Origin of the sequence: Serratia aquatilis, from assembly GCF_044865145.1 — a bacterium.
GTDB classification, from domain to species: Bacteria; Pseudomonadota; Gammaproteobacteria; order Enterobacterales; family Enterobacteriaceae; genus Chania; species Chania aquatilis.
In genome coordinates this window covers 1781520-1794483 of the sequence record NZ_CP173186.1, presented here as the reverse complement: position 1 = coordinate 1794483, position 12964 = coordinate 1781520, and the positions used below count along the sequence as shown (strand labels likewise).

At 54.8% G+C, this 12964-nt stretch carries 8 protein-coding genes; 4 read left to right on the top strand and 4 right to left on the bottom strand.

All coding sequences use genetic code 11. The annotated features are described in order from the left end of the window. Positions 1–243: 243 nt before the first annotated feature. The 3 genes from fepD to SAQUA_RS07990 are packed head-to-tail and all read left to right on the top strand — an operon-like array spanning position 244 to position 3140. Complete coding sequence (gene fepD / locus SAQUA_RS08000; protein ID WP_380672391.1) at positions 244–1317, top strand: Fe(3+)-siderophore ABC transporter permease; 1074 nt, start codon at positions 244–246, stop codon at positions 1315–1317. Between the two features lies 1 nt (position 1318). Continuing rightward, positions 1319–2350: an iron-enterobactin ABC transporter permease gene (gene fepG / locus SAQUA_RS07995; protein WP_380672389.1), complete on the top strand. Its 1032-nt coding sequence runs from the start codon at positions 1319–1321 to the stop codon at positions 2348–2350. Continuing rightward, positions 2340–3140 carry an ATP-binding cassette domain-containing protein gene (locus SAQUA_RS07990; protein ID WP_380672387.1) on the top strand — a complete coding sequence of 267 codons (801 nt, stop codon included), beginning with the start codon at positions 2340–2342 and terminating at the stop codon, positions 3138–3140. The genes fepG and SAQUA_RS07990 overlap by 11 nt, the downstream gene beginning before the upstream one ends. Positions 3141–3173: 33 nt before the next feature. On the opposite strand, the gene SAQUA_RS07985 is transcribed toward SAQUA_RS07990, so the two are convergent. The 3 genes from SAQUA_RS07985 to fes all read right to left on the bottom strand — a co-directional run bounded on the left by SAQUA_RS07985 (position 3174) and on the right by fes (position 8720). Beyond that, positions 3174–7067 (bottom strand): enterobactin synthase subunit F, encoded by a 3894-nt coding sequence (locus SAQUA_RS07985; RefSeq protein ID WP_380673614.1) that lies wholly within the window; start codon positions 7065–7067, stop codon positions 3174–3176. Positions 7068–7156: 89 nt separating this feature from the next. After that, positions 7157–7363: an MbtH family protein gene (locus tag SAQUA_RS07980; RefSeq protein WP_380672385.1), complete on the bottom strand. Its 207-nt coding sequence runs from the start codon at positions 7361–7363 to the stop codon at positions 7157–7159. A 10-nt stretch (positions 7364–7373) separates the two neighbouring features. Continuing rightward, positions 7374–8720: an enterochelin esterase gene (gene fes / locus SAQUA_RS07975; protein ID WP_380672383.1), complete on the bottom strand. Its 1347-nt coding sequence runs from the start codon at positions 8718–8720 to the stop codon at positions 7374–7376. Between the two features lie 330 nt (positions 8721–9050). On the opposite strand from fes, the gene SAQUA_RS07970 reads away from it, so the two are divergent. Next, positions 9051–11306, top strand: a complete 2256-nt coding sequence (locus SAQUA_RS07970) for a TonB-dependent siderophore receptor (protein ID WP_380672381.1) — start codon at positions 9051–9053, stop codon at positions 11304–11306. A gap of 52 nt (positions 11307–11358) precedes the next feature. On the opposite strand, the gene SAQUA_RS07965 is transcribed toward SAQUA_RS07970, so the two are convergent. Next, the gene (locus tag SAQUA_RS07965) at positions 11359–12954 is read right to left on the bottom strand and encodes an ABC transporter substrate-binding protein (RefSeq protein WP_380672379.1); all 1596 of its coding nucleotides are present in this window, start codon (positions 12952–12954) and stop codon (positions 11359–11361) included. Positions 12955–12964: the final 10 nt, after the last annotated feature.

Below are 12964 nucleotides of genomic sequence, written 5' to 3'. Positions count from 1 at the left end.
ACTTAACTCCTAGACTCTAAATAATCCGAGTGAATGCCCAAAAGTCGGGGACACAGCCTAGCGCTATTGGACACTGCAAACACTCATGCAACTTGCAGGATAACGCGGATATACCTTTCACAAACAACATGTTGAATTCATCAGTAACAGCGCTGGCGCTGTTTTTGCAGCCATGCTAACATAAACGAATACAATCAATAATGATAATAAATATCATTTATATTCATTTTTCAATGGATTGTCATGTTCCGACTTACACGTAACTCTTTACCCGCGTTACCTGCCCAACAGGGCCCACTATTACCGGGTTTAACCCCTTCATTCTGGCGGCGTATGTTTGCGCTGCTTTTTGCCATCGCCATGCTGCTGTTAGTGGTGATGCTAAGCCTTTCTCTGGGAGCCAAATCAATCCCTTTTACTCGCGTCTTTGAAGCACTCAGTGGCCAGTGTAGCGATGCAGATTGCATCATCATTACCGGGGCCCGATTACCACGAACGCTGATCGGTATCCTCGCTGGTGTGGCGCTGGGCCTGGCTGGCACGCTGATGCAAACCCTCACGCGTAACCCGCTCGCCGATCCGGGTATTCTGGGGGTTAACTCTGGTGCCGGTTTCGCCGTGGTACTGGGGATCACCTTCTTTGGTGCTACCAGCATCAGCCAATATTTGTGGTTCGCCTTTGCCGGTGCGCTGTTTGCTTCGCTGGTCGTGGCGTTGGTAGGTGCCCTGGGAGGCAGCCGTATCAGCCCGATCCGCCTGACTCTGGCAGGGGTTGCACTGGCTGCCGTGCTGGAAGGGATGACTTCCGGCATTTCCCTGCTCAATCCGCTGGTGTTCGATCAGTTACGTTTTTGGCAAGCCGGTTCGCTCGATATTCAAAACATGGCTATCGTCCGAACAGTAGCACTGCCGATCCTGTTGGGCACGCTGATTACCCTGTGGCTTGGTAAAGCACTCAACAGCCTGAATATGGGGAATGAACTAGCTGCAGCATTAGGAACTGGGATCGTTCGCACCCAGTTGCTGGGCTTACTGGCCATCACACTACTCTGCGGTTCTGCCACCGCAGCCGTGGGGCCTATCGCTTTTGTCGGGTTGATGATGCCGCATATCGCCCGGCGGATAGCGGGTTCAGAATTGACGTGGATGCTGCCCTGGACGCTGGTGTTAACCCCGATCCTGATGCTAAGCGCCGATCTGCTGGGCCGTTTTTTGGTTTCAGGGGAACTGCAGGTTTCCATCGTGCTTTCGCTGATTGGCGCGCCGATGTTAATTATGCTGGTGCGTCAGCGCCGTATGTTCCAGCGGAGGGGTTGAAATGAGTCAACTGGTTTCTCGTCTGCCTCAGGCCAAAACATCTTTCCGACCGACGCGCCCGCTGATTACTGCATTCATGCTGTTGCTTGCCTGTCTGGCGTTAGCCGTGTATGCCCTTGGGTCAGGTACTTTGCAGTTGAGCGCTACGCAAGTCATTGATGCACTGCGTGGCGAAGGTCCAACCAACCTGTCGGTGATTGTGACCCAGTGGCGTTTGCCCCGCGTCGCCATGGCGATGTTCCTGGGGGCCGCATTGGGCCTCAGCGGTGCCATTTTCCAGTCCCTGCTGCGTAATCCACTCGGCAGCCCGGACGTTATCGGTTTCAATACCGGTGCCTACAGCGGTGTTTTGATGGCTATCGTGCTGTTCAACAGCAGCGTTGTCGGCATCACTTCTGGCGCATTGGCGGGTGGTATGCTGACAGCCGGGCTGGTCTATTTGCTGGCCTGGAACAACGGCGTTGAAACCTTTCGGCTGATCATTGTTGGTATCGCAGTGCGCGCCCTGTTGGTAGCGGTGAATACCTGGATGATTGTCAAAGCCTCGCTGGAATCTGCCATGACCGCAGGGTTATGGAGCGCCGGTTCTCTCAACGGCATTACCTGGGCCAAAAGCTTACCGGCACTGGCGGTGATATTACTGGCCGTGCTGCTGTTGCTGGCCTTGACCCGGCGAATGCGTCTGCTGGAAATGGGCGATGATACCGCCCGTGCGCTTGGCGTTAGCGTTGAACCATCACGCCTGCTGCTGTTATTGACCGGGGTGGTGCTCACCGCAGCCGCTACCGCTGTGGCGGGCCCGATCTCCTTTATCGCGCTGGTTGCGCCGCAGATTGCCCGTCGCCTGTGCGCCAACCAAAACGTCCTGCTGTTGACTGCGTTAACCGGTGCTTTTCTATTGCTGGCCGCAGATGTCGCAGCACAACGCTTATTTGCCCCCTATCAGTTGCATGTCGGCGTGCTTACCGTCAGCCTGGGCGGTATTTATCTGATTTGGCTGTTAATCCGTGAGTCACGAAAAAATGAATACTGAGTTCCCATCAATTTCACCACTGCAGGCCGAAAACCTGACGCTGGGTTACGACAAGAAAATCATCGCGCAAGATCTTTCCGTTTCTATTCCGCAAGGTGAACTGACGGTGATCATTGGCCCAAATGGTTGTGGCAAATCGACACTGCTGCGTACCCTCAGCCGATTAATACAGCCGCAAAAGGGTATCGTCTGGTTGAATGGTAGACAAATCAGCGAATACCCCACCAAAGAAGTGGCCCGTCAGTTAGGGCTGTTGCCACAGAGCTCAATCGCCCCAGGGGATATTACCGTGTTCGATCTGGTTGCCCGTGGCCGTTATCCCCATCAACGCCTGTTCAGCCGTTGGCGGGAGGAAGATCAGCAAGCGGTGGAGCAAGCCATGGGTTCTACCGGTGTGGCCCAATTCGCCGATCACCCAGTAGATACCCTATCAGGCGGGCAGCGTCAGCGAGTCTGGATCGCCATGGTTCTAGCACAGCAAACACCACTTTTACTGTTGGATGAACCGACAACCTGGCTGGATATTACCCATCAGATCGACCTGCTGGAGCTGCTGCGCCAGCTGAACCGGGTGAACCACTATACCTTGGTGGTGGTGTTGCACGATCTCAACCATGCCTGCCGCTATGCCACACATCTGATCGCCATGCGTGAAGGGAAAGTGATCGCAGAGGGTGCGCCAAAAGATATCGTCACAGCAGAGCTGATCGAGGAAGTTTACGGGTTAAAATGCGTGATTATTGATGATCCAGTCTCTCATACCCCGTTGGTGGTTCCGTTAGGCAAGTAGCCAGCAACCCCGCAGTGGAGTTGCTGGCAGGCATCAGAGTGCCCTCAGTACGCGGTTCAACAGCGGCCCGAGCACTTTGAACGATGCTGGTGAAACAATGTCCACATGGGCACAATCCAACTCATGCACCTGTAGCCGATCAACATAATTGGCCCAGGTTTTCTGTACGTCCATTCCCTGCTGCAAAGTACGTTTTGCCACAAACAGCGTCGCCTGCCCGTTGAAACGGGCGGTGTGGGTGTGTGCCAACAGCCTGACCGAGTCCGCATAGTTAGCCTCTATGTTGTCAAACATCGCGACCCGCGTTGCTCCCAATGCCGAATCGAGCGTATCTTCAGATACTGCCAGGAACTGCTCACGCTCGCGCTGCACTTCCTTCAACACATTGTCGTCCAGCATCACATCCCAATTCTGGGTTTCTGGCGGATAGGTATCCAGCAAGCCGAGGAAGGCGACCTGCTCACCACGCTCTTGTAAACGAGCCGCGATGCCCTGTGCCAGCGTTCCTCCCAATGAATAGCCGATGAAATGATACGGGCCGTGCGGTTGCACCTGCAAAACCGTGGCCAGATGCGCGTCACAGACCTGATCCATATCCTCGCTCACCGCTAACGGCCCATTTGGCCGTGGGGACTGAATGCCCACCAGCGACCAGTGCTGATCGATATAACGCGTAAGGACGCTGAACTGCCAGGAAAACCCAGAGGCTGGATGCAAGCAAAACAGCGTCGGGCCATCGGTAACGCGCACTGGCAATAGGTTGTCGAAACCACATTGGTCGGCCTCCTCCTGCGAGCGATCTTCCGCCAGCAACAGTGCCAGTTGTTCTACTTTTGACGCCACCATCACCTGCCCTACCGATACCGCCTTGCCCAGATCGCGGCGTAGCTCTGCCGCCAGCCGCATGGCAAGCAATGAATGGCCGCCCAAGGCGAAAAAATCGTCATCGGCAAATACCTGTTCACGTTGTAACAAGCGGGCAAATACCCCCGCAATCGCGCTTTCCAACCCAGGTTGTGGCACACGCCCGGCCTTTCTGACGCTGGTCTGTGGTTGCGGTAAGGCGTTACGAGCCAGCTTGCCGTTAGCGCTTAATGGCAACGCCGCCATTTCTACCAACGCCACCGGTACCATGTGCGGCGGCAGACGATCCGCTAGCGCCGCACGAAGTGCCTCACTATCCAATCGAACGCCCGGCTGTGCTACCAGGTACCCCACCAGTTGGCGCGCATCCCCACCGAGGGTGTCAGCAACCGTGCCTTCGAGCACCAACGCGTGAGCAACTGCCTGGCTTACCCCAGGCAGTGACAGTAAAGCATGGTCGATCTCGCTTAATTCAATGCGCTGACCTCGGATCTTCAGTTGATCGTCGCTACGCCCCAGATATTCCACCGTACCATCGGGTAACCAGCGGGCCACGTCACCAGTGCGGTACATCCGGCCACCGTTACCAGCAATGTCAGCCACAAAACGGCTGGCGGTCAGATCCGGTCTGGCCAGATAGCCATGGGCCAGTTGGACCCCGGTTAGATAGAGATCCCCGGCCACGCCCGGCGGTACAGGCCGCAGACGATTATCCAGAATGCGTAAACCGGTATTCCACACCGGCAGGCCGATGGGCACGTTGGCACCGCTAACGGCAGCCAGCGCTTCACCGCAGGCCGGATGCCAGGTGACATCTACCGCCGCCTCGGTTGGACCATACAGATTATGCAAGGGTGTACGCGTACGGCTCTGCCACAGGCGGCACAGCTCGGCGGGCAATGCCTCACCACTACAGAATACCTGGCGCAGTGGCTGACAATCGGCGGTCGCCTGTTCGCTATCTAACGCCCCAACGAAGGCCGCCAGCATCGATGGCACAAAGTGCATGGTAGTGATCTTGTGGCGCGCTATCAGCGAGAGCAACTGTTGAGGGTCGCGATGAGCCTCTGGCGGCGCCATCACTAACCGTGCCCCGACCATCAACGGCCAGAAAAACTCCCAAACCGAAACGTCGAAACTGCACGGAGTTTTTTGCAGCACGACATCGTCTGCCGCCAACGGGTACTGATGCTGCATCCACAACAAGCGGTTAACGATGGCCTGATGCCCAACCAGTACACCTTTTGGCCGCCCGGTTGAGCCGGAAGTAAAGATGAGGTAGGCAGGATAATGTGGCGTAGGGCCGGGGATATTCGCAGCCGTCACTGGCTGCAAGAGCGCGTCGTATACCAACACTTCGCCAAACCCGGCAAAGCGTGCTTGCCGGGGGGCCTCGGTGACAATCAGACGCGGTTTGGCATCCTCCAGCATCATGCCAAGACGCTCATCAGGGTAGCTGGTATCCAGCGGTAAATAAGCCGCTCCCGCTTCGACAATCGCCATCAGTGCCAGCGACAGGAATACCGAACGCGGCAACGCAACGGCAACGATATCCCCCGGCAGTACGCCATGTTCGATCAAGCGTTGAGCCAGAGCGACCACCTGCTCGCGGGTTTCGCGGTAGCTGAACTGATAGTATTGATCCACCAGCGCCGGAGCAGCCGGTGTTTTACGCGCTTGTTCTGCCAATAGGCTACTGAGCGTCTCTGCTGCCACGGGGTAAGCGGTATCATTCACCCGCGCCAGTAAGGCGTGATCTCTCTCAGTCAGCAAGTCGGCTTCACTGACCGGCAGCTTAGGCTGCGTGGCGAACTGTTGCAGTAACAGGGGGAAACGCTGTAAGTGCTGTTGCAAATCCTGCAGTTGATAGCGCTCCGCATTCGCCAACAATTCGATTTTCAGTTCACCTGACCGATCGATAAACAAGGCAATTTCCAGATCGCGTACCGGCCCGGAGGCCAGATCGTGGGTAATACCGTTGATGCCAGCAAAGTCGAGTTGATAGTCGAACATTTTGAAGTTGAATACGGTGCCATATAGCGGCTGGCTATCACCCACCCGCCCAAGATCGCGCTGTATCTGTTCGGCATCATAGCGTTGGTGGCGGCGAGCAATTTTCAGTTCGCGACTAATCTGTGCCGCAACGTCGCCAAGCGTTGCCTGGGGTTGCACCTGCAGCTCTACCGGTAACACATTGATCACTGGCCCGTTGGCGCAGAGTGCCGCCGAACCCATACGGCGCATAAATATAAACCCGGCGCTGAAGCAGGCATGGCCACTCAGGCGGGAAACCCATACGGCGACCAATGCCATTGCCATATCCGCTGCACTCAATTGGTGCTGCTCGGCAGCATTGACCAACGGTGCAAAATCCTGCGCGCGACAAAACTGTGCCAAACGATGAATACGCGCAGAGGGAACCTGACCGGCCAGCGGTTGTGGGCAAAGGGTGGCAGCCGGAGGCAGTTGCCTTGCCTTGTTCAACCAGAAATCAGCATCCCGCTGATAGCCCGGAGAGTGTTGATACTGCTGATATTCGGCAACCACCTCACTGAACGGCGTGAACGGTGTGGGTTCCGGCTGCTGATGCTGGCACAGACGGGTGTAAATATGGGCGATACGGCGGGCAATGGCGGTAAAGCTGAAGCCATCGACAATCAGATGATGGTAGCGTTGGTACCAGAACCAGCGATCATCTGCCAGGCGTATCAGCATATGACGATAGAGTGGCTTACCACTGTTCACCCGCAGCTCGGCGCTGAGATCAATCTGCATCAGGGCATTGGCTGCGGCCTCCGCATCTGCCGAGTCCTGCAAATCAATCGATTCTGCTGCAACTATCGGCATGGTGGCGTCAAACCATTGCACCGGTATACCGTCGCGCTCTTCAAAACGTAGCCGCAGCGTATCGACCTCTGTAAGCCCCTGGGTAATCGCCCGCAGCATTATCTGTTGGTCAATCTTGCCATTGATTTCGACAAAGTGGGCCACGGCATAGGCATTGCTATAAGGGGAGATCTGATCGGCGACCCAAATCCCGGGTTGCGCTGCCACCAGCGGCAATTCGACGATCGCCTGCGGCTCGGTGGGTAAAATAGAGGTTTCTGACACTGTATTTACTCCAGTGGTCGCTAATGACTTCGGCGGAACCATCACGCCTTACGCTGTGATGCGGGCCGCATGTCCTGCCAATGTTGTTCAAGCCAACTGATACATTGTTCACGTGGGGCTGGACCAAAAACGCTGGCCCAGCCCGCCGGAATAGGGCTGAAATCCGGCCACAGGCTGTATTGCTGTTGGTGGTTACGCAAGATAAGGCAGCTTTGCTGCTCGTCGTCGAACGGGTTGAGGAATTCCATAGCAGCTTCCTTAGGCATGAATAGAGAGCGGTTCGAGTGTGAGGCGGTTGTCGATGCTGTTCATCCAGTGCGCCTGTAACCCATCCAGTAATCCCCCACGCCAACACAGTGCATCGTGTCCCCCTTCAACGGTCCGATAATGAACGTGATGGCCACGCTGGCTTAAAAGTTCAGCCATACGCTCATTGACCTGATGGACCAGTTTTTCATGTACTCCAGCCTCTAAAAACACCTTCAGTTTGCTGTGCTGCCCCAATTGGTTTTGCTCTATTTGGCGGATAAGCCAGCAGGCGTCCTCGGGGACGGCGGGTAAATGCCGCATGTCACGGCGGGGCCACCAGAAGGACCCGGACTGGCTGATCGCCGCACCAAAATGCTCGGGCCAGCGCAGACAAGCGTAGAGAGATGACAGCCCGCCAAAGCTTTGCCCGGCAATCACCGTGTTCTTGGCCTCACGGCTATGCGGGGCCCAGTTGGCAAGCTGAGGTAATAGCTCTTCCTGTAACGCCAACCAGAATTCCTCTTTGCAGGTCAGCTCCTGCGTTCGATGTTTCTGGTCAATGATGTCGATAAGCAGATAGACCGCTTCCGGCAGTTTGCCCTCGCGGGTCAGTTGCATCAGTGGTTCCCAAACCGGCATCTGGCTGGCCCAGAACTGGCCGTCCAACAGCACGGCTAACGGACGGGTTGCCGGATGACGTTCTCCCGTGGAATACACCCAGACGTGGCGCGTGGTACCTAACCGTTGGCTGTGCCAGGTATGCCGCTGCAGTTTGGCTGGTGGTGCAGGCGTACAGCGCCCGCTGGCAACGGCATAGTTGTCAAAATCCTGCCAGGCGCGCTGCAGCGGTGCCTTCGGCATATGCAGGCCAGAAAGGAAGTGACCACCGACTCCCGACCATGCACGGTAAGGATTGAACAGATCGTGTGTGGCGCTGGAAAAAATCTGCTGCCACCAGTTTCGGGTGGCGTGCATATTGGCGTGCTCATCTTCTTCAGTCCGTTCTAGCGGGTGCTCATCCAAACAAGGAACAAAGCAGTAGCTGCCACGCCAGTCACCCTTCAGCTCAGTTTGCCAATACCAGACATCCGACCCGCTCAACCGCTGAAGGCTTTGCGGGGGGCAAGTTTGATGATGATCGGTAAGACAATTGATGTGGATCCAGACGCGCCGATAGGCAGAGGTTAATTCGCTCCCCTGAGGATCGCGCCATAAAAATGTGACTTGCCATTTTCCGTTGTCCAGTGGTTCCACCAGCGGTGTCCCTCGGCGGGCAATTTCCAGCCACCAGCTAGGGTTCCCGGCATGCTTACTGGTTAATAACTTACGGCTTTCTGACTGTTGTTCAGTTTTCAAAACACCCACTCACTGTGTAGTTGGCAGAACGCGCAGCACGACAGACAGCGTCGCACTGCGCCAAGAAAAACGGAATGACAAATACTATTGATAATTATTAGCGTTTGCAATAGTCTGTTTTGGCTCGTAAACAGGGCTGGCATTCTTCAACAGGGATGGATGCCGGAACGTGAAGCGGTAAACCACAAACGGGCTTGCCAGGGTTCCACTGGAACCGCTGTTATTTTCGACCACACAATAAAACTACGACTGACCATTTCTGCGGCTTGAAGAGCGACGGGTATACCACGCAACGCCGCGTAAAGGGGGTAGTCAAGTAGGGATCTCAAAATGAATCGGAAGTTATCGCGTTATTCTTTAGCCACACTTATCGGGTTAGGGGTGGGTTCATCTGCCTTTGTCAGTACAGCCAATGCACAGCAAGCAGCCAGCGAGAAAAACCAGCAAGAAACTGCTGCCAAAGATGTCATTGTGGTAACGGCTGCCAAACAGAACCTGCAGGCACCTGGTGTTTCTACCATTACTGCCGAAGAAATCCAAAGGCGCCCCCCTGCCCGCGATATCAACGAACTGATCCGCACCATGCCCGGGGTCAACCTAACTGGTAACTCTACCAGCGGCCAGCGCGGCAATAACCGTCAGCTCGATATTCGCGGCATGGGACCGGAAAATACCCTGATCCTGATTGACGGTATCCCCGCCAGCAGCCGTAACGCGGTGCGCCAAGGCTGGCGTGGTGAACGCGATACCCGTGGCGATACCGCCTGGGTACCACCGGAGATGATCGAACGTATTGAAGTACTGCGTGGCCCTGCGGCTGCCCGTTATGGTAACGGTGCCGCAGGCGGCGTGGTCAATATCATCACCAAAAAAGCTGGCCAAGACCTACACGGCACCCTAAGCGGATACTTCAATGTGCCGCAGCACAAGCAAGAAGGTGCGACCAAGCGCACCAACTTCAGCCTCTCTGGACCACTGAGCGACGCGCTAAGCTTTCGTCTGTTTGGGGGCTACAGCAAAACGCAGGCCGACGCCTGGGATATCAACCAAGGCCACCAGTCCGAGCGCACCGGCAACTATGCCAATACCATGCCAGCGGGTCGTGAAGGGGTCATCAAAAAAGATATCGACGCATTGCTGCATTGGGAATTTGCCCCCATGCAGTCATTGGAGTTCCAATATACTTATGGTCGTCAGGGTAACCTGTATGCCGGGGACACCCAGAACACCAATACCAACCCGCTGGTACTGAAAAATTACGGTAATGAAACCAACCGTATTTACCGTCAAACCTATACACTCAACTATCGCGGCGCGTGGGACAACGGTGTCAGCACCACCAACTACGTGCAATTAGAACGCACGCGCAATACCCGTTTGGCCGAAGGGCTTGCCGGGGGAACGGAAGGGATCTTCGCCAGCGAAGATTTTAATACCACCCGTTTGGATAACACTTTGGCGCACAGTGAGGTAAGTATTCCCTTCGAGATGTGGGTACCGCAAACTGCCACACTGGGAACCGAGTGGAACCAGCAACGTATGAAGGACCCTTCTTCTGCCACCCAATCATTGGCAGAGGGTGGGGTTATCCCAGGCATTGCTACCGGCGAGCGCAGCCCGTACTCCTCGGCAAAAATTTTCTCGCTGTTTGCCGAGAACAACGCCGAAATAACCGACAGCACGATGCTGACGCCGGGCCTACGCTTTGATCATCATTCAGAAGCCGGTGATAACTGGAGCCCATCCCTCAACCTGTCACAAGATCTCGGGGAGATGTTCACCCTTAAAATGGGGATCGCCCGTGCTTACAAAGCCCCTAACCTGTTCCAGAATAACGGCAACTACGTGCTCTACAGCCGTGGCCAAGGTTGTGCTGCCAGCGGAGGTGCCTGCTACCTGATCGGCAACGACGATCTGAAAGCCGAGAACAGCATCAATAAAGAGATTGGGCTGGAATTCCATCATGAAGACTGGCTGGTAGGGATCACCTATTTCCGTAACGATTACCGTAACAAGATCGAAGCGGGCTATACGCCGACAGGAAAAACCGCCAAGGGTACCGATATTTACCGCTGGGATAATGTGCCAAAAGCGGTGATCCAGGGCCTGGAAGGTACGCTGAACGTGCCGATTAGCGAAACTGTAGCCTGGACCAACAACGCGACCTACATGATCGAGAACAAGAATAAAACCACAGGCGATTACCTGTCGATTATTCCTAAATTCACCATCAACTCCACTTTGAGCTGGCAGGCAACCCAGGAACTGTCGATGCAGACCACCGCCACCTGGTATGGCCGACAGAAACCGAAGAAGTACAACTATAAAGGGGAACAGGTCAGCGGTAGCGACAAACACGAAGTCAGCCCTTACGCTGTCTTTGGCCTGAATGGTACCTACGAGTTTAATAAGCATGTCAGCTTAACGGCGGGTATCGAGAACCTGTTTGACAAGCGTCAGTTCCGTGCCGGTAACGCACAGACGACCGGGAATACTGTAACCGGAGCCTATATGGCAGGTGCCGGGGCGGCGACATTTAACGAGCCGGGACGAACTTATTTTTTGAGCGTGAACACCCAGTTCTGATGATGTAACGTTGAACGAGCGCGGCACCTGGCCGCGCTCTTTTCAGTTGTCACTACTTCTCCAGCGATACCTGTTTGAAGATATGCTTGCCAAATGGGTCGATTTCATAGCCTTTCACTTCTTTGCGCACCGGCTCAAAAATAGTGGAGTGGGCAATCATCAGCGCTGGCATTTGCTCATGCATCATTACCTGGGCCTGTTCATACATCGCCACACGTTTCTGATGGTTATTTTCTTCTCTTGCCTGAGCGATCAACTCATCAAACGGCTTGTAGCACCATTTTGCCGAGTTCGAGCCGCCATTGGCTGAGGTGCAGGTAAACAATGGTCCAAAGAAGTTATCCGGGTCGCCATTCGCTGTGGTCCAGCCCATCAGCGCCGCCTGATGCTCACCATTCTTCACCCGCTGCAGATACTCTCCCCATTCGAAGGTGACAATCTTGGCCTCAACCCCAATCTTGGCCCAGTCCGCCTGGATCATCTCTGCCATGCGTTTGGCATTCGGGTTATACGGCCTCTGTACCGGCATCGCCCACAGATCGATAGCAAACCCCTGCCCTAACCCTGCCTCCTGCAACAACTGCCTGGCTTTTTCTGGTGCATAAGGGTAATCCTCGATCCCTGTATTGTTACCCCACTGGGTTGGCGGCAACAGATTCTTGGCCTGCTGGCCTGCACCGTGGAACACAGCCTCAATAATGGCCGGTTTATTGACGGCCATGGCTAATGCCTGCCGTACCTTGACATTATCCAATGGTTTCTTTTGGGTATTGAATGCCAGAAAACCAATGTTCAGGCCGGATTTATCCATCACCTGCAGGTTGCTGTCTTCACGCATACGCGCCAATTCGGCAGGATTCGGGAATGGCATTACTTGGCATTCGTTCTTTTGCAACTTGGCGTAACGGACAGCCTCATCTGGGGTTATCGAAAAGACTAAACGGTCGATCTTCGGTTTACCTTCCCAATAGTTGTCGAACGCTTTGTAGAGAATTTTTGAATCTTTCTGATACTGCTGCAGTTGGAAAGGCCCGGTACCAATTGGATCGTTATCAACACGTTGCGGCGTCCCCGCCTTCAGCATCGCATCGGCGTACTCTGCCGACAAAATAGTGGCAAAGTACATGCCCAGATCGGCAACAAAGGGGGCTTCAGCGCGGGAGAGTTCAAAGCGAACGGTGTGATCGTCGACCTTGACGATATTGTTAATCAGCGTACCGAACTCCATTGATTCAAAGTTGGTATAAGCCCCGTTGGACACCTTGTGGTAAGGGTTATTCGGGTCTTTTTGACGCATAAAGGAGAAAATCACATCGTCTGCATTAAAATCGCGTGTCGGCGTGAAGAATTTGTTGCTTTGAAACTTTACGCCTTTACGCAAATGGAAAGTGTAATTTTTGCCATCTTCACTCACATCCCAACTTTCCGCCAGGCTGGGTATCAGATCGACAGTGCCAACTTTGAAATCTACCAGCCGATTGTAAATAGCCGCTGAGCTGGCATCCACCGTGGTGCCAGAGGTAAACAACTGCGGGTTAAACCCTTCGGGCGAACCTTCTGAACAGTAAACCAGCGTGCTGGCCTGTGTACTTCCTATCACCGCCAGTGCCAACAAGCCCAGCGTAATCTTGGCTACCTTTCTCTGCATTGCTCCATCC

Bases quoted from the DNA above. Each gene is read 5' to 3' on its own strand.
- SAQUA_RS07965 (WP_380672379.1), bottom strand. From the start codon at position 12,954: ATGCAGAGAAAGGTAGCCAAGATTACGCTGGGCTTGTTGGCACTGGCG.
- SAQUA_RS07990 (WP_380672387.1), top strand. From the start codon at position 2,340: ATGAATACTGAGTTCCCATCAATTTCACCACTGCAGGCCGAAAACCTG.
- fepG (WP_380672389.1), top strand. From the start codon at position 1,319: ATGAGTCAACTGGTTTCTCGTCTGCCTCAGGCCAAAACATCTTTCCGA.
- SAQUA_RS07980 (WP_380672385.1), bottom strand. From the start codon at position 7,363: ATGGAATTCCTCAACCCGTTCGACGACGAGCAGCAAAGCTGCCTTATC.
- fepD (WP_380672391.1), top strand. From the start codon at position 244: ATGTTCCGACTTACACGTAACTCTTTACCCGCGTTACCTGCCCAACAG.
- SAQUA_RS07970 (WP_380672381.1), top strand. From the start codon at position 9,051: ATGAATCGGAAGTTATCGCGTTATTCTTTAGCCACACTTATCGGGTTA.